Here is a 21,728-nt window from a genome sequence, read left to right on the forward strand (position 1 = left end):
GCGGTGCCCGTCACGGAACAAACGGACCGACAGGAGCAGCTCTCCCTCGGCGTCAAGGCGGCCCGCACCCTCGCCACGACCACCAAGTCGCTGCCGCAGATGCGCTCGATCACCACGCGGTGGCTGCTGTCGCAGCTGCCGTGGGTCGAGGTGCCCGGCGGCAGCTACCGGGTCAACCGGCGGCTCACCTGCACCGTCGGCGACGGCAAGGTGAGTTTCTTCCAGACCGGCGCGCAGGTGCAGGTCGTCCCGCTCGAGCTCACCGAGATCGAGCTGCTGCGCGGCTTCGCCGACGAAACCGCTCTCGGCGCGCTGGCCGACGCGTTCGAACAGCGCGAATACGAGGCGGGCAGCACGCTCGTCACCGCCGGGCAGCCGCTGGACCAGCTCGTCCTCGTCGTGCACGGCAAGGTCACCCGGCACGGCGAGGGGCAGTACGGCGCGGAAACCCACCTCGGCACCGCGACCGACGGCGACCACTTCGGCGGCGAACTCCTCTCCGGGGACGACGCCACCTGGGGGTTCACCGCCCGCGCCGCCACGAGGGTGGTCGCGCTGGCGCTGCCCGCCGGCTCGTACGCCCGGCTCAACGGCAGGCTCGACTCCCTGCGCGCGCACGTCGCGCAGGCCGTGTCCCAGCCGCGGAAACCGCAGAACCGCAAGGGCGAGGCGAACATCGACCTGTCCGCGGGTCACGACGGCGAACCGGTTCTGGCCGGGACGTACGTCGACTACGAGCCCTCGCCGCGCGAGTACGACCTCGCGGTGGCGCAGACGGTCCTGCGGGTGCACAACCGCGTCACCGATCTGTACAACGACCCGATGAACCAGTTCGAGCAGCAATTGCGGCTCACCGTCGAGGCGCTGCGGGAACGGCAGGAACACGAACTGGTCAACAACCCGGATTTCGGCCTGCTGCACAATGCCGATCTCAAATCCCGGATCACCACGCGCACCGGTCCGCCGACGCCGGGCGATCTGGACGAACTGCTCTGCCGGCGCCGCAAAACGCGCTTGTTCCTCGCACATCCGCGGGCGATCGCGGCGATCGGGCGCGAATGCACGAGGGCGGGCATTTACCCGGAGCCGGTCGTGGTGGACGGAAAACGCGTCACCGCGTGGCGCGGGGTCCCGATCCTGCCGTGCGACAAAATCCCGGTCACCGAGGCAGGCACCACGTCGGTGCTCGCAATGCGCACCGGGGAAGACGACGCGGGCGTCATCGGATTGCGGCCGAAAAATCTCGCCGACGAATACCGGCCGGGGTTGAATGTGCGGTTCATGGGCATCAACGACCGCGCGGTGTCGTCCTATTTGGTCAGTGCGTATCACTCCGTCGCGGTTCTGGTGCCGGACGCGCTGGGGATTCTCGACGACGTGGAGGTGGCGCGCGGCTGAGGTGTGCCGATGCTCGCCGGAAGCGGGGTGCTTCCGGCGAGCATCGGTGTGTCAGCGGTAAATGTGCTTATCTGGCAAGCGGACTCGGGCGTGACGGTGATCCGTGCTCGTCGCCTGAGCCGCCGCAAACGCGCGCCGGGTCAGCGGTAAATGTGCTTGTCCGGCAACCGAACCGTCGCGAAGCCGTTCGCGAAGTTCGCGTCCACCTGGGCCGACTCCTGGGCGTCGGGCATCGCGTTCTTGCACGTGATCCCCGGGCCGTGGCCGGACATCAGTTCCGAGCAGGGGCCCTCGTAGTGGTCGGGCAGGCCGAGGTTGTGGCCGATTTCGTGGGCGATGATCCTGGTCGGGTCGTTGCCCTCGGCGACCTGCTGCGTGTCGATGTAGATGTCGCCGTTGCCGTGGCCGTCGGTCTGGGTGTAGGAACCGCCGCCGGTGGTTTCGTGCATGATGATGGTCGCGGCGCCGCCGCTGTTGAGGTGCACGTTGTGCACGGAGTTGTTCCAGTTCGCCGCGGCCTGGGTGGCCTCGGCCTGGTAGTCGGGCAGGCCGCTGGCGTCGTAGTACAGTTCGACCGCGTCCAGCGGCGCGGCCGACGCCGTGCCGGCTCCGGTCAGCGGCAGCACCAAGGCGGCGGCCGCGCCGGCGGCCAGCCGGCCAAAGCGGTGCAGGGTCATGGTTTTTCCTCTCCGCACAAGGGTTTACTGGACAGGGGTCAGCTTCCGATCTGCTGCTGTATCCACGACATGTACTGGGCGATGCCGGTGTAGAGGGTGCTGGTGGCGCATTCGCCGCCGTTGTCGCCAGGGCCGTGGGTTTCGCCTACCAGCGTCCAGTTCCCGGTCGTGCCGACGATCGCCGGGCCGCCCGAATCGCCGTGGCAGGCCGAATGCGAGTAGTCGCCGGAGATGCAGACGTCGCCCGAACCGCCGCCGCCTTCGGCGCAGGCGCTGCTGTCGAGGACCTGAAGGTCGATCTGCTGCAGGGTTTGCGGCGTCTGGCAGTTGGGCCAGCTCGTGCAGCCCCAGCCGAGCAGCCGCGCGCCCGTGCCCGGCGACGGGTTGCTCTGCGCCATCGCGACCGGTGCGGACTGGGCGGGCTGGCTCAGGTGCATCATCGTGAGATCGGTGCCCGGATTGGTGATCACGTTGTCGATCTGGCCGACTTCGCCGGAGTTGATGTCGGTGGAACCGATCCGCGCCTGCGAGGCCTGGCCGCAGTGGTGCGCGGTGATGATCCACTGGGGCGCGACGAGGCTTCCGCCGCAGCCGTTGTCCAGGGACACCATGAACGAGTAGGTTTCGGTGGCGTCGCTGCCTCCGATGATGGCTGGCTGCGCCGCGGCCGCCGGTGCGGCCACTCCGAACAAGAGGGCGGCCGCGCCCATCATCGTCAGCAAAATTTTCCGCATCGCTTTCCCTTCCATAGCAGCCAATCCCGCCGATCGCGGGAGTGGAGTTCGGCCGGGATACGGCCGGGGACGACTTCGCGGGCGCCGGGCCCGCGACGGAAACCACAGAGTCCCAGGGCCGCCGGAGTCCGAACACCGTCGAAAGGAGGGATACGACCGGACCTCGAACCGTGCGCGGCGGCACGAACCTCGATTACCGGCATGAACCGAACGCGGAATAAGCTGTTCCGGTTCGGTGTCCGCGCTGTTCAACGAGCCGCTAATGGTTCGGATGCGGCAAGTTCCGTTGAGCGGACGCCGCGACTCACTGACCAGCAAAGCCGAACGGGATTCGCGACTTTCGTGGGTATAAGAGATTGCCAAGCGTCCCTAAACTGCGAATTGCGCACGCATTCGCTGACCGCAGTGCGCCATCGTCCTATTCGCAAGAAACGGAGATGTGCATGATCCCAGCACTCAGTCAAAGACACGGCGGACGCGGCGGTATCGCCTTCGCCGCGGCGGTTCTGGCCGCTGGATCAGTTTTCGCCGCCTCGGGCGTCGCGACCGCCCAGCCCTCGGCGGCCCCGCTGAACGCGAGAGCCGCGACCGCCATGTCCGCCAGCCTCGTGAAATCGCTCGGCGACCGCACCGTCGGCTCGTTCTACGACCAGGCCAGTTCGCGGCTGACAGTCACCGTCACCGACCAGGCCGCCGCCGACCAGGTCCGCGCGGCGGGCGCGACGCCGAAGTTCGTGAAATACCGTGCGTCCCAACTGAAAGCCGTCACCGCGGAATTGGCCCGCACAGCGAGCGTCCCCGGAACCGCGTGGCGTGTCGACCCGCGGACCGGACAGGTGCTCGTCACCGCCGATTCGACGGTCACCGGAGCCAAGCTCTCCCAGGTGACCAACGCCGTCCACCGCTTCGGCGACAAGGCCCGTTTCGCGCAGACGAAGGGCACCCTGCGCCCGCTGATCAGCGGCGGGGACGCGATCTGGGGCCAGGGCCTGCGCTGCTCGCTCGGCTTCAACGTGCACACCTCGAGCGGCCAGGCCGCCATCCTGACCGCCGGACACTGCGGCGTGGCCACCAACGACTGGTGGGCCGACCAGGGCAACTCGCAGCACATCGCCACCACGTCCGCCGCGAACTTCCCCGGCACCGACTACTCGTACGCCACCTACGACGCCGGCGTGGACGCCCCCAGCGCCGTGAACACCGGCCAGCAAATCACCGCAGCAGGCGACGCGACCGTAGGCGAAACCGTAACCCGAAGCGGCTCGACCACCGGCGTACACGACGGCCAGGTCACGGCGCTCGATGCCACGGTGAACTACCAGGAAGGCAGCGTGAGCGGCCTGATCGACACGACAGTCTGCGCAGAACCCGGCGACAGCGGCGGCTCGCTGTTCGACGGAGCCACCGCACTGGGCCTCACCTCAGGCGGCAGCGGAGACTGCAACTCCGGCGGAGAAACCTTCTTCCAGCCAGTCCCCGCAGCACTGAGCGCCTACGGATTGGTTCTGCCGTAAGGCTACCGCCCAGTTTCACGTACGTGAGGGGAACCCTGAAGGAATCTGATTCCCTCAGGGTTCCCCTCACATACCCGCACCGATGCACCCAACGAATCAAGGCACCCACAGCCCCGCAACCCCGATACACAGCCAAAAACACACTCAGGCTGAGGGGTGGTGGGCCCCACCGAGGACGCAATGTCGCCGCCAGGCGACGAGCCGCCCGAGATTACTCAGCCGCCATCCTCTCCCGAAGCGAACGAGGCCGCATATCCGTCCACACCTCGTCCACATGCCGCATGCACTCCTCCCGGCTCCCCCTCATCCCATCCCCCCGCCACCCAGCCGGAACCTCCTTGTCCGCAGGCCACAACGAATACTGCTCCTCGTCGTTAACCAAAACCTGAAACACACCCTCGTCATCCATCACATCGTCCTTTCCTGACATTCACTGACCAGAAGACTCTTCAAGCTCACGAACCCGAGGCGCAGCAGGCAACCCGCGCAAAGTCCGGCTGAACGTCGTCACCAAAGTGACCACCGCAATAGACCCAGTACAAGTCAACACCGCAGCCACCGCAGGCAACGCCTCCACCAACCACCCGCCCAACGCAGGCCCGGCAGCAGCAGCCAACCCGCCAGTCACCCCGAGAACTCCCCCGAGCCGCCCGCGCAACCCGTCCGGAGTGGACAGCAACTGATAAGTAGCAATAGCAGTATTAGCCGCAGGAGGCAAAAACGCAACAGCCGCGAACAACGCCCCCATCACATATCCATTATGGACGAACACAGCAAGCGGCGTCAGCACGGTCAACGCCCAAAACACCCCGATGACCAACCCGTAAGCACTAACCCACCGATGCAGATAAGGCGCGGCCAACGACCCGAGGATCCCCCCAGCCCCCAACATCGCCGCCATCACGCCAATCTCCCCCGACGGCACCCCCCGCTCATTGGCCAGCACAATAATTACCAAATAATAAGCGGAAAAGAACAGATTCAAACTGACCACGCACAACACCGTCGCCCGCAACGGCGGCCGAGTCCACACCCACCGAAGCCCCTCGACGATCTCTCGCCCCAGATGCCTGGCCGGAGCGTCCTCAGCCCGCTCGGGTCCCCGAGGCAACCGCACGAACAACAACGACACAAACGCAAAGACATGCGCGACCACGTCGAAGAGAAACGGCACCGCCCGCCCCACCGCGAAGAGAAACCCGCCAAGCGCAGTCCCGGACAACTGCCCAGCACTAGTCCGCGCAGCGTTCATCGCGACCGCCGAAGGAACCTGCTCCTCCACCACCAGCCGCGGCAAACTGGCTTCCTCCGCCGGCTCGAACAACGCCCGGCTCAACCCCATCACGACGGCCACCGCGACAAGCATCCAGACCTCAGCGACGCCCCAGTACAACGCGAGCACCAGCCCGCCCGCCGCGACCGCCTGCGCCGCTTCGCACCCGAGCATGATCCGCTTGCGAGGCCACCGATCCACCAACGCCCCCGCAGGCAACCCGGCCACCAGCTGACTGATCGCGACCGCCCCGAGCACCAGCCCCGACTGCGCCGCCGACCCGGTGAGCGCGAGCACCAGCAGCGGAAATGCGATGGTGGTCGTGCTGAACCCGGCCTCGGAGACGACCTGGCCGGTCCAGAGAAGCCGATAGTCGCGATTGCCCGCGATCCCGCTCATGCTCCGCCTCCCGAAGCTCCCAGGAGACGAACCGCACTCGCGCCCCCTGCAACGGAGGACTCCCGCCGCGGCCAGCCGTCTTGCCCGGCTATCCGGCTCATCCCTCGGCCCTCCGACAATCAGCGGGCACGGCAGACCGAGCCTCGCAACAGTCCTCGGGGACAAGCCCGCTCGTGCCCCGGCGATTAGCGCGCACCACACCCACGGAACCGGCTCGGCAAGGGTGCCTGCCTGCAGACCCGCTCACGACCCACCACCCCCGGCAATCCGCCGCAATGGCCCGCAAGACACCCACCGAACCGGACGCCGCGCACCATCCCGCGGAATCCGCGCAGCGACGTCCCCTGCCCGGACACCCGCTCACCCCACACTGCCCCGGCGACCTGCCGCGACAGTCAGCAAAACGCCCGCGGGACCGGCCTGGCAGCGGCCCTCCTCCGGAGAGCCGCCCATGCCGCAAGACCCGGCAATCCGCCGCAACAGCCCGCACCGCACCCGCGGAACTGGCGCGGCAACTGCCCTCGTGGGCAAGGCCGCTCATGTCCCGCCGATCAGCGCGCACCACACCCGCGAAACCGGCCCGGCGACAGCCCTCGCGGACGAGGCCGCTCATGCCCCGCCGATCAGCGCACACCACACCCACGGAACCGGCCCGGCGACAGCCCTCGCGGGCAAGGCCGCGCCGGGCCCGGCAACCAGTGCGCACCACACCTGCGAAACCGGCCCGGCGATAGCCCCTGTCCGGGCATCCGCTCACGACCCACCACCCCGGCAACCCCGCCGCGACAGCCCGCAACACACCTGCGGAATCCCCGCGGCAACAATCCCGGCCCGGCAACCCGCTCATGCCTCATCACCCCGGCAATCCGCCGCAACAGCCCCCAACACACCTGAGGAATCCGCGCGGCAACAACCCCTGCCCGGCAACCCGCTCATGCCTCATCACCCCGGCAATCCGCCGCAATAGCCCGCAACGCCTCCGCGAAACCCGCCGCCACTCCGGTCACCGTCTCGCGCGCATGCTGGTCCGGCTGGTAGTACCAGGAAAACTCCAACTGCCCCTCCCGCACCCCGCCGACGACTTCCAGTGCGTGCGGCGACCGGTTCGCCGGGTCCTGGTCTCGGCCGAGCGGCGGGAGCGAGCGGCGGAACAGTCCGTCGCCCGGGGCGGTGTTCTCGCCTTGGCCCAGGTAGTTGAAGGCGACCCGCGGCGTGCTCCGGCCCAGGTCGGGGAAGCGGAAGCACCGTAAGACCCCATGCCCGAAGCCATTTCCTGGCACGGCGCGCAGCTGGCGCCGGACGGACTTGACCTGGGTTCGCCAGGTCGCGGCCGGGTCCACTGTCAGGGCGACCGGGAATACGGTCGTGAACCAGCCGACCGTCCGGGTCAGGTCGACGTCGTCCAGGATCTCTTCCCGGCCATGGCCTTCCAGGTCGATCGCTACCGCCGGGTCGCCGGTCCAGCGGGTGAGCGTCCAGGCCAGAGCGGTCAGCAGGACATCGTTGATCCGCGTTCGATAGGCACCGGGCGCGAGGTGCAGCAAAGCATCGGTGTCACGTTCGCCGACGCGGATCGACACCGATTCCTGCGGTTCCGGAGCCGCGCCCACCCGGTCGACGGGGATCTCGCAGCCGGGCAGGTCGCGGGCCCAGTGCGGGCGTTCGGCGTCCAGCGCGCCGGATTCCGCGAACTCGCGCAGGCGGTGTGCCCAGTCCCGGAAGGACGTCGTCTTCGCGCCCAGATCGGGCTTTTCCCCGGCTTCGATCTGCCGGTATGCCCGTTCCAGATCCTCCAGCAGGATCCCCCACGAGACCGCGTCGACCACCAGGTGGTGTGCGACCAGGAAGAGGCACGGGTTCTCGCCGGAATCCGACAGGAGAGCACGCAGGTGCGGAGGCTGGGCCAGGTCGAAGCTCGCCTGCGCGTCGTCGGCGGCCCGTTCCAGGTCCACAGTGGACACTCGGCGCAGGACGGAGCCGGAGTTGACTGGGTCGTTGTGCTGGAGCCAGCCCTCGGCGGTTCGCTCGAAACGCAACCGCAGCGCATCGTGGTGAGCTACCAGCGCATCGACAGCCTGGCGCAGCACTTCCTCGTCGACCGGGCCGTTCAGCTCGATCAGCACGGACTGGTTGAAGTGCGCGGGGTTGACCGGCGAAGCATCCAGGAACCACCGCTGGATCGGGGTCAGCGGAACAGCCCCGACCACGGCCTCGCGATCGTCCTCGGCCGCATCGGCGGGCTGGACCACCCGGGCCAGTTCGGCCACCGTTTGATGCGTGAACAGGTCCTTCGAGCGCATCGCCAGCCCAGCCTGCCGGGCGCGGTGCACGACTTGGATGCTCAGCAACGAATCACCGCCGAGTTCGAAGAAGTTGTCCGCGGTCCCGACCTGCGGAATCCCCAGCACCTCGGCCCACACGTTCGCCAGCAGTTCTTCCGAATCGGTGCTCGGGGCGACGTACTCGGCGGTCTGCAAGGCCGACAAGTCCGGCGCGGGCAGGGCAGCGCGGTCGATTTTCCCGTTGGGGCTCACGGGGACCGAGTCGAGCGGCACGAACACCGACGGGATGAGGTAGTCCGGCAGAGTCTCGCCCAGGAAGGAGCGCAGGTCAGCGGTTTCGCCCACCACATAGGCGACCAAACGCTTGTGCCCTTGAGCTTCCCGAGCCACGACGACGGCCTCGTGCACCGCCGGGTGCCGTCGCAAGGCGGACTCGATTTCGCCGAGTTCCACCCGGAAGCCGCGGATCTTGACCTGGTCGTCCACCCGCCCGGCGAACTCCAGGTCGCCCGACGCGGTCAGCCGGACCACGTCGCCGGTGCGGTACATCCGCGAGCCGGGCGGGCCGTACGGATCGGCGACGAACCGGTCGGCGGTCAGGCCGGGCCGGGACAGGTAGCCGCGCGCCAGGCCGATGCTGCGGACGTACAGCTCGCCCGCCGACCCAATAGGGACCTCGCGCAAGCCCGCGTCCAGCACGTGCACTTCCGTGTTTCGGATCGGTTTGCCGATCGGCAACGTCCCGCCCGGAGACAGCGGTTCGCTCCACGAGGTCACGACGGTGGTCTCGGTCGGCCCGTAGGCGTTGATCATCCGCCGCCCGGGTGCCCAGCGAGAGACCAGCTCAGCGGGGCAGACATCCCCGCCGACGACGATGGTCCGCAGGTCCGGCAGCGCCGCCTCGGGCACGGTCGCCAGCGCGACGGGCGGGAACTGCGCATGCGTGACCCGGTATCCCGCCAGCACTTCGGCCAGTTGCGTGCCGAGCAGCGGGCCCTCCGGCGGCACGACGAGCGCGGCGCCGGCGGGCAGGGTCATGCAGAGTTCCGAGACCGACGCGTCGAAGCTGGGCGAGTTGAACGCCAGCACCCAGTCGCCCGGCCGGATCCGGAAATGCTCGATCTCGGCGGCGGCGAAGGACGCCAGGCCCTTGTTCGGGACAACGACGCCCTTGGGCCGCCCGGTCGATCCCGACGTGTAGATGACATACGCCGGTTGATCGGGGTCGACGGGGACATCGAGGTTCGTGTCCGCGTACTGCCCGGCGTCGAGTTCGCTGTCCACGACGAAGACCGGGTCGGCGTCGCGCAGCATGAACTCGATGCGCTCGGCGGGATAGCCCGGGTCGACCGGCAGGAACGCGGCCCCGGTCTTCGCCACCGCCAGTTCCGCGAGGATGAGCGCGGTCGAGCGCGGCAGCCGGACGGCGACGATCCGTTCCGGCGCGGCACCCCGGTCGACGAGCAGCCTCGCCAGCTGGTTCGCCCGCGCGTTCAGCTCGGCGAAGGTGATTTCTCCGGCAGCAGAGAGCAAAGCCGGCGCGTCGGGCGTCCGCACGACTTGGGCTTCGAACAGTTGCGCCACCGACGCCGGCGGGACGGCCACGGCGGTGTCGTTCCAGGCCCGCAGCTGGTCCAGCTCGGCTCGCGGCAGCAGCGGCAAGCCGGACATCGGCTGGTCCGGCAGCGCGGCGAGAACGGTCAGCGCGGTCAGCAACCGGTCGGCGAGCCGCTCGATCGTCGTGGCGTCGAACAGGCCGGTGGCGTAGTTGATCGCGGCGTGCAGCGACCCGCCGTCCTCCTCGAATTGCACGAGCAGGTCGAAGGTCGCGGTCGTCGCGGGCAGGGCGACCTCCTCGGCCACCAGCGCGCCGCCGCCCGGCCGGTCGCCGGTGTTCTGCAGCACGACCATCGCCTGGAACAGCGGGGTCCGGCTCGGGTCGCGGACCGGCTGGGCCGCGTCCACCACTCGTTCGAACGGCACGTCCTGGTGGGCGAACGCGTCGAGCACCGTGTCGCGGACGCTGCCGAGGAACTCCCGGAACGACCCGCCCGAGTCCACTGTGGACCGCAAGACCAGTGTGTTGACGAAGAACCCGATCAGCCGTTCGAGTTCGGCCCGCTCGCGTCCGGCGGTCACCGTGCCGACCGCGACGTCCTCCTGTCCGCACCACCGCGCCAGCACGACCTGGAAGGCCGCGACGAGCGTCATGAACAGGGTGCCGTGCTGTGCGCCGGCGAGTTCGCGCAGGTTCGCGGCGACCTCGGCGGGGATGTCGAAGCCGAACCACTCCCCTTCGTTCCTGCGGACCGCGGGGCGCGGCCGGTCGGTGGGCAGTTCGAGCGGGGCGAGCCCGGCGAGGCGGTCGCGCCAGTGGTCCAGCTGCTCGTCCAGGTCGGGACTGTCGAGGAAATCCCGTTGCCAGGCAGCGAAATCCGCGTACTGTACCGGCAACTCGGGCAGCTGTGGCTCCTCGTCACGGAGGTAGGCGGAGTAGCAGGTCTCCAGTTCGGCGGCCAGGATTCCGGCAGACCAGCCGTCGGTGACGATGTGGTGCAGCACCAGCAGCAGGACGTGATCGCCGGATTCCTCCCGGAACAACCGGGTGCGCAGCAGCGGTCCGGTGCGCAGGTCGAACGGCCGGAGTGCTTCGCGCACCAAGGTTTCCTCATCAAAGGCCGAAATCGGAAGATCGATCGGTGCGGGCTCGTGGACAATCTGCACGGCGTGGCCGTCGATAGCGTCGAAGGTGGTGCGAAGAGATTCGTGCCGGGCGACAACCGTGTTCAGCGCCTTTCGCAAGGCGTCGATATCGAGTTCGCCGCGCAAGCGCAAAGCGGTGGGAGAAATGTATTCCAGACCGCCTGGTTCGAATTCGTCCAGGAACCACAGGCGTTGCTGAGCGAACGACAACGGCAGCGCACCGTCCCGCGCGACCACCGGAATCGCCTCCGCGGCAGCCTGCTCGGCAGGGAGTTCGGCGGCGAACTGGCTGAGCGTCGGCGCGGAGAACAGCATCCGCGGCGACACCTCGACCCCGAACTCCGCACGCACCCGCGACGTGATCCGCATGCTGAGGATCGAATCGCCGCCCAGTTCGAAGAAACTGTCGTCGGCGCCCACGCGGTCGATTCCGAGGACGTCGGCCCAGATCGCGGCGAGCCGCTGTTCCGCAGCGGTGCGCGGCGCGACGTACTCGGCGGTTCCGGTACGGCCGGGGGCGGGCAGCGCATGCCGGTCAAGCTTGCCGTTCCGGTTGAGCGGGAGCGCGTCCAGCGGCACGAACGCCGACGGGACCAGGTGCTCCGGCAGCCGTTCGCGCGTCCATTCGCGCAAGCCCTGCGCTTCGCCCACCACGTAAGCGACGAGGCGGCCTTCGCGGGCGATGACGGTGACGTCGGCGATCGCCGGATGCCGTCGCAGGACCGTCTCGATCTCGCCCGGTTCGACGCGGAACCCGCGGATTTTGACCTGGTCGTCGACGCGGCCGAGGTAGTCGAGCGAGCCGTCGGCGGTCCAGCGGACCTGGTCGCCGGTGCGGTACATCCGCTCCCCCGGCGGGCCGAACGGGTCCGCGACAAACCGGTCCGCGGTCAGGCCCGGCCGGCCGAGGTAGCCGCGCGCGAGCTGCGGTCCGGCGAGGAACAGCTCGCCGGGCAGGCCGGGCGGCACGGGTTCGCCGGTGTCGCCGAGGACGTACGCGCGGAAGTTGGCCAGCGGACGGCCGATCAGCGGCTGGTCGCCGGTCACCGGCGCGTGGATCGAGTCGACGGTCGCTTCCGTGGGCCCGTAGTAGTTGTGCCCGGTGACGTCCGCGGCGGCCAGCTGCCGCCACAGCGTTTCGGTGGCCGCCTCGCCGCCGGTGATCACCGTGCAGGGCCGGACTTCGCCGGTCGCCAGCCCGGCGTCCAGCAGCTGCTGGAGGTAGGCCGGGGTGAGGTCGAGCAGGTTGAGCCCGTGCGCGCGGACGGCCCGGACCAGGGCGACCGGGTCGAGCCGGGTGTCGTCGTCCAGCACGTGCAGCTCGTGGCCGTCGAACATCGCCAGCAGCGGCTCCCACGACGCGTCGAAGGCCAGCGACGCGGTGAGCGCCGCCCGCTCCCGCCCGCGGTCGAGGAAAACGGCGCGGTGCGCGACCAGCAGGTTCACCAGCGCGCGGTGCTCAACGACGACGCCCTTCGGCTTGCCGGTCGAGCCGGAGGTGTAGATGACGTAGGCGGCGGTGTCCGCGTCCGGCCGCTTCGAGAGCGGCGCTGGCGACGCGTAGCTCTCGTCGGGCCTGCCCAGGACGACCACTGGGCGCGCGTCGTCGAGCAGGAAGCGGACGCGTTCCTCCGGCAGGTCCGCGTCGATCGGCAAATACACCGCGCCTGCCTTGAAAATCGCCAGGACCGCGATGACGGCTTCGGCCGACCGCGGCAGCATGACAGCCACCACGCGCTCCGGTCCGGCACCCCGCTCGATCAGTTCCTCCGACAGCCGCGTGGCGCGGGCGTCGACCTCCGCGTAGTCCAGGTCGGTGTCGTGGAAGACCAGCGCGGTCTCGTGCGGCATCCGCGCGACGGTCGCGTCGAACACGTCCAGGACCGTCTCCGCAGGAAGGTCGGCGGTGTCGCCGTGTCCCAGAGCCAGCACCTGGTCGCGCTCGTCGGCGCTGAGCGGCGAGAGCGAGCCGACGCGCCGCTCCGGGGCGGCGGCGATCGCGCGCACCAGCTGGGCGAGGTGTCCAGCGAGCCGGTGCGCCGTCGAAGCGTCGAACAGCTTCGGGTCGTAGGAAAGTTCGAGCCCGAGCCGGTCGTGGAGGTAGGCGGTGAGGTTCAGCGGATAGCTCGTGGTGTCCAGCGATTCGACGTCCAGCACGCGGACGCCGTCCTGACCGCTGTCTTCGATCGGGTAGTTCTCGAAGACCACCACACTGTCGAACAACGCCGCGCCCGCCGGTACCCCGGTGAAGGTCTGCAGCTGGGAGAGTGCCAGGAAGTCGTACCGGCGCGCGTCCGCCTGCTCGGCCTGGATCGCGCGCAGCCATTCGGCGGCCGACTGTCCATTGCGGACTTCCACTCGCGTCGGAACAGTGTTGATGAACATCCCGATCATCGCTTCGACGCCGGGCAGCTCAGGCGGCCGCCCGGAAACCGTGGTGCCGAACAAGACGTCCTGCTCGCCGCTGTAGCGCGCGAGCAGCAGCGCCCACGCTCCCTGCACGACCGAGTTCACCGTCAGCGCGGCGGTTTTCGCCATCTCGCGCAGTGCCGCGGACTCCCCCTCGGACAGCTCGACCAGCACCGTCGCTCCGGATTCCGCTCGGTGCGCCTCGGTGGGACGGCGGTCGTACGGAAGCGGCGTCGGCGCGGCGAAACCGTCGAGCACGTCGCGCCAGTGCTCCTCCGCCGCGGCCCGGTCCTGTCCGGCGAGCCAGGCGAGGTAGTCGCGGAACGGCCGCCGCGGGGTCAGTTTCGCTGGCGTGCCTTGGACAATCGCCGTGTACTGCTCGCACACCTCGCCGAAGACCTGGGCGGTGCTCCAGCCGTCCAGCAGGACGTGGTGCGAGGTCCAGAGCAACTGCACCTCGTCGTCCGCGACCCGGGCGATCTCCAGGCGCATCAACGGCGGGGTCGTCAGATCCATCCCGGCGGCCAGATCGGCTTCGAGCAGTTTCGCCAGCTCAGCCTGCTGGTCTTCGGGAGGAAGGCCGCGCCAGTCGTGCTGGCCGACCGGCACCCGGACTCCGCGATGGACGCGCTGCACCGGCTCGGCGACGCCGTCCCACGCCGTGCTGCTGCGCAGGATCGGAGTCCGGTCCACCACGCGCTGCCACGCCTCGGCCAGCGCACGCGGGTCGCGGACACCGCGCAGCCGCAGCCGGAACTGGTCGAAGTACGCGTTCGACCCGGTGTCGACCAGGCGGTGGAAGACCATGCCCGCCTGCAGCGCGGTCAGCGGGTAGATGTCCTCGACCTCGCGGCCGTCGCCGGCCAGCCGGTCCACCGTCGCCTGGTCGAGCCGGGCGAGCGGAAAGTCCGACGGCGTGCGGCCGCCCGCTCCGGCGCAGTGCGCGATAATTTCCCGCAGCGCTTCGACGGTCCCCTCGGCCAGGCCGCGGACGGTCGCCTCCTCGTGCACTTCGGCAGAGTATTCCCAGGTCAGGTGCAGTTCGCCGGATTCGACCACGCCGACGACGTCCAGCAGGTACGGGCGGATGCTGTCCGGCGCGGAGCCGCGGCCGAGGCTTTCCCCGCGGCCTCGGTAGAGCCCGTCATCAGCGGTTCCGACGTCCCAGCGGCCGTGGTAGTTGAAGGAGATCTGCGGTGTCGGGTCGTTCCGCAGCGGCGACTCGGTCAGGTAGCGCAGTGCCTCATAACCGACGCCCTTGTTCGGGATGGCGCGCAGTTGTTCCTTGACCGACTTGAGGATCGCGTCCCAGCCCTCGCCCGGCACGGTCAGCGCGACCGGGTACTGCGCGGTGAACCAGCCGATTGTCCAGGACAGATCGAGCGGCGCGGCGAGGTCTTCCCGGCCGTGGCCTTCCATCTCGAGCACCACCTGCGACCGGCCGGTCCAGCGCGCCAGCACGCGGGAGAGGGCGCTGAGCAGGACGTCGTTGACCTCGGTCCGGTATGCGCCGGGCACGTCTTGCAGCAGGGCGGAAGTCTCGGCCCGGCCCAGGGAAACCGACACCGAGCGCGCCGACTCCGCGGTGTTGCGGCCGGAGCGGTCGACCGGGAGTCCGGTCTCGACGCCGCGCAGCACGTTCCCCCAGTACTCGGCCTCGCCGTCGAGCCCGCCGGTGCGGACGTGGTCGGCGAGCGTCCTCGCCCAGTGGGTGAACGAGCTGCCCGCCGGTTCCAGCGGTTCGCCTTGGTAGGCGTGTTCGAGGTCGCCCAGCAGGACGCGCCAGGACACGCCGTCCATGACGAGGTGGTGCGCGGTAAGGAACAGTTGCGGAGAGCGGTCGCGGAAGGTGAACAGGACCACGCGCCACACCGGGCCGTGGACAAGGTCCAAAGAGGTCTGTGCGCGCTCTGCCTCCGCATTCATCGCGGCCTCGACGTCGTCTACTTCGGACAGATCGGCGTGCCGCAGGATGTCCGCCGGTTCCGTGGCAGCCGGTTCTTGCTGCCAGCTTCCGTCCACTTCGGAGAACCGCATCCGCAACGCAGCATGACGAGCAGTGACTTCAGCGATCGCGGCGGTCAGCCTCGGAACGTCTACTGAGGACAGTACAAGGTGGACGGACATGGTCAGCCGCCATGGCTCGTCCAGATGGGCGAAGAGCCACGACTGGATCGGGCCGAGTGGTGCGGGTCCAGCCTGCTCCGGTGCCGGAGCGACCGGTCCGCCGGTGGTGACGACGCGGCCCAGTTCGGCGATTGTCTGGTGCTGGAAGAGATCCTTCGACGACATCGTCAGCCCGGCCTGACGAGCACGGGACACGACCTGGATGCTGAGGATCGAGTCGCCGCCGAGACCGAAGAAGTTGTCCTCGACGCCGACCTGGGCCACCCCGAGCACAGCTGACCAGACCTCGGCGAGGACAGTCTCGACCTCGGTACGCGGGGCCACGTAACGGTTTTCGACCCGCGCCCCAGGAGCGGGCAGCGCACGGTGATCGAGCTTCCCGTTCGCGTTGAGCGGCAGCTCGTCCAGCGCGACGAACACCGCCGGGATCATGTGCGCGGGCAGCGACCGGGCGAGGAATTCACGCAGCACCGTGGTTCCCGGCACGGTCCCGGTCAGGTACGCGACCAGCCGCCGGGCATCGCCGGTCCCGTGCGCGACAGCCACCGCGCCGGTCACGTCCGGATGCGCCGACAACGCCGCCTCGACCTCGCCCAGTTCGATCCGGAACCCGCGGATCTTGACCTGGTGATCCGCCCGGCCCCGGTAGGCGAGTTCGCCGTCCGGGGTCCAGCACAGCAGGTCGCCGGTGCGGTACATCCGGGTGCCCGGCTCGCCGAACGGGTCGGCGACGAAGCGGGACGCGGTGAGCCCCGGCCGGTTCAGGTAGCCGCGCGCCAGGCCCGCGCCCGCGACGTACAGCTCGCCGGTGACGCCGGGCGGAACCGGTTCGAGGCAGGCGTCCAAGACGTAAGCGCGCAGGTCCGGAATCGGCACGCCGACAGTCGCGCGGTCGTCGAGCAGCCGGTACGTGACGTGCACGGTGGTCTCGGTGATGCCGTACATGTTCACCAGCTGCGGCCCGTCCGGATACCGCCGTCGCCATTCCTCCAGGCGCACCGGATCCAGGGCCTCGCCGCCGAAAATCACGTACCGCAGGCTCAACGGCGCGGACGGCAGCGAGCCGAGCCGGTAGAACGCCGACGGCGTCTGGTTGAGCACGGTCACCTGCTGTTCGGCCAGCAGCGCCAGGAATTCCTCCGGCGACCGGACCGTCTCGGACGGGACCACCACGAGGCGCCCGCCGTGCAGCAGGGCTCCCCAGAGTTCCCAGACCGAGAAATCGAAGGCGTAGGAGTGGAAGAGCGTCCAGACGTCCTGGTCGCCGAAGCCGAACCAGTGGTCGGTCGAGGAGAACAGCCGGGTCACGTTCGTGTGCGGGACGAGCACGCCCTTGGGCACGCCGGTGGAGCCGGAGGTGTAGATGACGTACGCCGTGTTCTCCGGGCGGACCCGCACGCCGGGATCGGTGTCCGGCTGGTCGTCCGCGGCGACCGTGTCCACGACGCACACCGGCTGCGCGTCGGCAAGCATCGCCTCGATCCGCGCGGGCGGGTAGTCCGGATCGATGGGCAGGTATCCCGCGCCGGACTTCAGCACGGCGAGGATCGCGACGACCAGGTCCGCCGACCGCGGCAGCCGAAGCGCCACCAGGCGTTCCGGTCCGGCTCCCTCGCCGATGAGCCGATGCGCCAGGCGGTTCGCTCGCCGGTCCAGCTCGCGGTAGGTCAGCTCCACGCCTTCGCAGGTCACCGCTACGGCGTGCGGCGTGCGCGCGGCTTGCGCGGCGAACAGCCGGTGCAGCGTCGGCTCCGGGGGCGCGACGGCGCCCGGGTTCCAGTCGCGCAGGACGCGGTCGCGCTCGGCGGCGGTGATCCACGGCAGACGGCCGAGCGGTTGCGCGGGGGTCGCCGCGATTCCGGCCAGCAGGATCCGCAGCCAGCCGCTCAGCCGCTGGACGGTCGCCGCGTCGAACAGGTCGGTGTTGTAGTTGACGACCGCGTCGAGCCGCCCGGCGGTCTGCTGGAAGTGGATCGCCAGGTCGAAGCCCGCGGTCACGATCGGCGGCGCGACCTCCTCGACGGCTAGGCCGGGCAGCGCGGGCCGGGCGTCCGGGGTGTTGTGCAGCACGACCATGACCTGGCACAACGGGGTGCGGCTGGGGTCGCGTTCGGGCTGGACGTCGTCCACGACGCGGTCGAACGGGACGTCCTGGTGCGCGAAGGCGTCGAGCACGGTGTCGCGGACTTCGCCGAGGAACTCGGCGAAACCGCGGTTCAAGTCCACTGTGGACCGCAAGACGAGGGTGTTGGCGAAGAAGCCGATCAGGCCTTCCAGCTCGGTGCGTTCCCGGCCGGACACGACGGTGCCGACCGCGATGTCGTCCTGTCCGGACCAGCGCGCGAACAGCAGCTGGCAGGCGGCGAGCAGAGTCATGAAGAGCGTGCTGCCCTGCTGCCGGGACAGCTCGGCGAGCCGTGCGGTGGTGCCGACCGGGACGCTGAACTCGTGCAGCGCGCCGTTCTTCGTGCGGACCGCCGGGCGGGGCCGGTCGGTCGGCAGGTCCAGCGGCTCCAGCCCGGCGAGCCGGTGCCGCCAGTAGCTGAGCTGGCCGTCGAAGTCGGTGCGGTTTCGTTGCCAGACCGCGTAATCGGCGTACTGCACGGGCAGCGGTGGCAGCTCGGGCTCGTCGCCGCGGGTGAACGCGGAGTAGAAGGCGGCGAGTTCGCTCAGGAGCACGCCCGACGACCAGCCGTCGGTGACGATGTGGTGCAGCACCAGGGTCAGGACGTGGTCGTCGGGGCCGAGCCGGGTGAGCGCGGCGCGCAGCAGCGGGCCGGTGTGCAGGTCGACCGGGCCGGTCGCGGCCGCCAGTGCGGTGTCGAGATCGCCGTCGACCGCCTGGAGATCGACCGCGTACGGCGGGTGGACGATCTGCTTGCCCTGGCCGTCGACTGTCGCGAAGGTCGTGCGCAGGGATTCGTGCCGGGCCACCAGCGCGGTGAGCGACTGGTTCAACGCTTGCACGTCCAGGTCGCCGCGCAGCCGCAGCGCGGTTGGCGAGACGTACTCGGTGCTGCCGGGGTCGAATTCGTCCAGGAACCAGAGTCGTTGCTGAGCAAAGGAAAGCGGGGCTTCGAACGGGCCCTCGCCACGCGGGATCAGCGGGATCGCTTCCTGCGGCGCGGACGCGGCGGGCAGGTGGGCGGCCAGCAGCGCCGGGGTCGGGGCGGTGAAGACCAGCCGGGCGGGCACGTCCGCACCCAGTTCAGCGCGCAATTGCGCGACCACGCGGATGCCGAGCAGCGAATCGCCGCCGAGCGCGAAGAAATCGTCTTCGACACCGACTCGCTCCAGGCCGAGCACTTCGGCCCAGACGTCGGTCACGAGCCGTTCACGGTCGTCGCGCGGCGCGATGTACTGCGCTGAAGCGGAAATCTCCGGTTCCGGGAGCACCCGGCGGTCCAGTTTGCCGTGCCGGGTCAGCGGAAGCAGGTCGAGGTGAACGAACGCCGACGGCACCAGGTGCGCGGGCAACGTCTGAGTCAGCGCGGCGCGAAGCTCGCCGGGCTCGGCATCGCCGACGAGGTACGCGACGAGCCTGCCGTCCCGCGCGTCGACGGCGGCATCGAGCACTTTCGGCTGAGCGCGCAGTGCGGTCTCGACTTCGCCGGGCTCGATCCGGAAACCGCGGACTTTGACCTGGTCGTCGGTCCGGCCGAGGTGCTCCAGCCGGCCGTCGGCAGTCCAGCGGGCGCGGTCGCCGGTCCGGTAGAGGCGGGTTCCGGGCGCGCCGAAGGGATTCGGCACGAACCGATCCGCGGTCAAGCCCGGCCGGCCGAGGTAACCGCGCGCGAGCTGGGCGCCGGCGAGGCAGAGTTCGCCCGGAACCCCGGCAGGGACGAGCCGGAGCTGTTCGTCCAGCACGTACGCGCCGACATTCCCCAGCGGACGGCCGATCGACGGCCGGCCCCCGGTCACCAGTGCCCATGTCGCGTCCACAGTGGACTCGGTTGGGCCGTAGTAGTTCCCGGCAGCCACCCCGGATCCGGCGAGTTCGTGCCACAGGCTCTCGCCGATGGCCTCGCCGCCGACCATCAGGAACCGCGGCCGCTGGTCGCCGTCGAGCAGTCCGGCGGGCAGCAGTTGCCGCAGGTAGGACGGGGTCACGTCGAGGAAGCCGATGCGCTCCTCGCGGACGTAGCGGACGAGAGCGGCCGGGTCGAGGCGGGTTTCGTCGCTGATCAGGTGCAGTTCGTGGCCGTCGGCCAGCAGCAGCGGCCCTTCCCACGACGTGTCGAACGACAGCGACGCGGTGAGTGCCACGCGCAATCGTTCGCGGCCGAACGCGGCCCGGTGGTTGGCCAGCAGGTTCGCCAAAGCCGCGTGCTCGACCACGACGCCCTTCGGCGTGCCGGTCGAACCGGACGTGTGGATCACGTAGGCGGCGTCCGCCGGCTTCGGCGCGGCCGGGCGCGGGCCGTCGGTGAAGCCGCCGATGCGGTCCAGCACCACCACCGGCCGGGTGTCGACCAGCAGCGTCTCGATCCGCTCGGCGGGCAGCCCGGGATCGATCGACTGGTGCACCGCCCCGGCTTTGAGCACGGCGAACAGCGCGATGATCGCGTTGGCGGAGCGCGGGAGCAGCACGGCGACCACCTGGTCCGGCCCCGCGCCCCGGCCGGCGAGTTCGGCGGCGAGGACGTCGCTGCGCGCGGCGAGTTCGGCGAAGCTCAGCCGGACGTCGCCGCAGACCAGCGCGGTCGCGGTCGGCTGCGTCTTCGCCTGGTGGTCGAGGAGGTCGACGATCGTGCCGTCCGGGACGTCGAGCACCGGGCCGCGCCAGCCGAGCAGCTGGGCTTCTTCGGTCTCGGTGGTCAGCGGCAGGTCGGCGATCCGGCGGCCCGGGTCGGCGGCGATCCCGGCCAGCAGCCGCAGCAGGTGCGCGATCAGCCGGTCGACCGTCCCGACCTCGAACAGTTCGGTGCTGTATTCCACGAGCCCGGCGAGGCGGCCCCCGGATTCCTCGAACTCGACGGTGAGGTCGAAGTTGGCCGAATCCCGCCCCACCCCGGCCGGTTCGGCGGCCAGGTCCGGGAACACCGGCCCGGTCCCGGCCGCGGGGTGGAGCAGCACCATGACGTCGAACAACGGGTTGCGGCCGGGGTCCCGGCCCGCGTGCACTGCGTCGACCACTTCCTCGAACGGGACGTCGTCGTGGGCGAAGGCGTCGAGGACGGTCTGCCGTGCCGCGGCCAGGTGGTCGGCGAAGGAAGCTGACCGGTCCACTTCGGACCGCAGCACGACGGTGTTGACGAAGAACCCGACCACCCGCTCCAACTCCGGGCGGTCCCGGCCGGAAACGACGGTGCCGAGCGCGATGTCCTCCTGGCCGGTGTAGCGCGCGAAGAGCGCCTGGCAGGCCGCGAACAGCACGGTGAACAGCGTGGTTTCCGAGGTGCGCGCCAGTTCCGCGAGCCCGCCCGCCACATCGGACGGGACGGCGAACTCGCGTACCGCACCCGCGGTGCTGTGAGCAGCCGGACGCGGCCGGTCCGTCGGCAGGTCGAGCGGGGTCACGCCGGTCAGCTGCCGGGTCCAGTGCTCCAGCCCCGCCGCGCGGGTCGGGCGATTGTGCTGCCACAGCGCGAAATCCGCGTACTGCAACGGCTGCGGCGGCAGGTCCGCGCGCTCGCCGTCGCGGTAGAGGAGGCCGAGTTCTTCGGTCAGCACGCCCATCGACGCGCCGTCCGTGGCGATGTGGTGCACGCACACCAGCAGCACGTGCTCCGCCAGCCCAAGCCGCACGAGCACCGCGCGCAGCAACGGTCCGTGCGAGAGATCGAAGGGTCGCGAGTACTCCGCTTTCAGAACAGCATCGAGGTCTTCCGGCGCGGCATCCACCACGGGCAGCGCCACCTCGTACGGCGGCTGAATGAGCTGCCGGGGTTCGCCGTCGACCTCCTCGAAAGTCGTGCGCAGCGGTTCGTGCCGGGCGACCAGCAGCCGCAACGCCGTCGCCAACGCCTCGACGTCCAGCTCACCGGTCAGGCGCAGGGCGAACGCGCTGTTGTATTCGGGATCGTCCGGGCGGAGCTGGCTGAAGAACCACAGCCTGCGTTGCGCGGACGACAGGGGCACCGGGCCGGAACGGTCGGCGGCCGCCGGGATCTCCGGTGCGCGGCCGGCCGCTCCGGCCATCCGGCGGCGCAGCGCTTCCTGCAGGTGAGCGGGCAGCGCCGCGATGCGGTCCTCACGGGACGAGGTCATGG

7 protein-coding genes are annotated in these 21,728 nt (G+C 69.8%); 2 read left to right on the forward strand and 5 right to left on the reverse strand.

All coding sequences use genetic code 11. From position 1 onward, the window contains the following. Positions 1-3: 3 nt before the first annotated feature. Positions 4-1,398, forward strand: coding sequence for a family 2B encapsulin nanocompartment shell protein (locus EIZ44_RS22490; RefSeq protein ID WP_037813064.1), 1,395 nt, complete (start codon positions 4-6; stop codon positions 1,396-1,398). 140 nt (positions 1,399-1,538) lie between these two features. Here the strand turns inward: EIZ44_RS22490 and EIZ44_RS22495 are convergent, their stop codons facing one another. Together EIZ44_RS22495 and EIZ44_RS22500 are read right to left on the reverse strand one after the other, a co-directional pair. Next, on the reverse strand, positions 1,539-2,075 hold the full coding sequence (locus EIZ44_RS22495) for a snapalysin family zinc-dependent metalloprotease (protein ID WP_037813066.1): 537 nt from the start codon (positions 2,073-2,075) through the stop codon (positions 1,539-1,541). 38 nt (positions 2,076-2,113) lie between these two features. After that, a complete protein-coding gene (locus EIZ44_RS22500; protein WP_037813451.1) occupies positions 2,114-2,809 on the reverse strand; it encodes a S1 family peptidase in 696 nt (231 codons plus the stop codon). Between the two features lie 443 nt (positions 2,810-3,252). Between EIZ44_RS22500 and EIZ44_RS22505 the strand changes: the two genes are divergently transcribed. Then, positions 3,253-4,323 carry a S1 family peptidase gene (locus EIZ44_RS22505; RefSeq protein ID WP_037813067.1) on the forward strand — a complete coding sequence of 357 codons (1,071 nt, stop codon included), beginning with the start codon at positions 3,253-3,255 and terminating at the stop codon, positions 4,321-4,323. A 211-nt stretch (positions 4,324-4,534) separates the two neighbouring features. Here the strand turns inward: EIZ44_RS22505 and EIZ44_RS22510 are convergent, their stop codons facing one another. The 3 genes from EIZ44_RS22510 to EIZ44_RS22520 all read right to left on the reverse strand — a co-directional run bounded on the left by EIZ44_RS22510 (position 4,535) and on the right by EIZ44_RS22520 (position 21,726). Further along, a complete protein-coding gene (locus EIZ44_RS22510; protein ID WP_037813453.1) occupies positions 4,535-4,732 on the reverse strand; it encodes an MbtH family protein in 198 nt (65 codons plus the stop codon). 21 nt (positions 4,733-4,753) lie between these two features. After that, positions 4,754-5,995 carry an MFS transporter gene (locus EIZ44_RS22515; protein WP_037813069.1) on the reverse strand — a complete coding sequence of 414 codons (1,242 nt, stop codon included), beginning with the start codon at positions 5,993-5,995 and terminating at the stop codon, positions 4,754-4,756. Between the two features lie 932 nt (positions 5,996-6,927). Beyond that, on the reverse strand, positions 6,928-21,726 hold the full coding sequence (locus EIZ44_RS22520; RefSeq protein ID WP_134731010.1) for a non-ribosomal peptide synthase/polyketide synthase: 14,799 nt from the start codon (positions 21,724-21,726) through the stop codon (positions 6,928-6,930). Positions 21,727-21,728: the final 2 nt, after the last annotated feature.

This window comes from Amycolatopsis nivea (genome assembly GCF_004522235.1).
Lineage (GTDB): Bacteria > Actinomycetota > Actinomycetes > Mycobacteriales > Pseudonocardiaceae > Amycolatopsis > Amycolatopsis nivea.

Excerpts from the sequence above, each read along its gene's own strand:
- EIZ44_RS22495 (WP_037813066.1), bottom strand. The coding sequence starts at position 2,075 with ATGACCCTGCACCGCTTTGGCCGGCTGGCCGCCGGCGCGGCCGCCGCC.
- EIZ44_RS22500 (WP_037813451.1), bottom strand. The coding sequence starts at position 2,809 with ATGCGGAAAATTTTGCTGACGATGATGGGCGCGGCCGCCCTCTTGTTC.
- EIZ44_RS22505 (WP_037813067.1), top strand. The coding sequence starts at position 3,253 with ATGATCCCAGCACTCAGTCAAAGACACGGCGGACGCGGCGGTATCGCC.
- EIZ44_RS22510 (WP_037813453.1), bottom strand. The coding sequence starts at position 4,732 with ATGGATGACGAGGGTGTGTTTCAGGTTTTGGTTAACGACGAGGAGCAG.
- EIZ44_RS22515 (WP_037813069.1), bottom strand. The coding sequence starts at position 5,995 with ATGAGCGGGATCGCGGGCAATCGCGACTATCGGCTTCTCTGGACCGGC.
- EIZ44_RS22520 (WP_134731010.1), bottom strand. The coding sequence starts at position 21,726 with ATGACCTCGTCCCGTGAGGACCGCATCGCGGCGCTGCCCGCTCACCTG.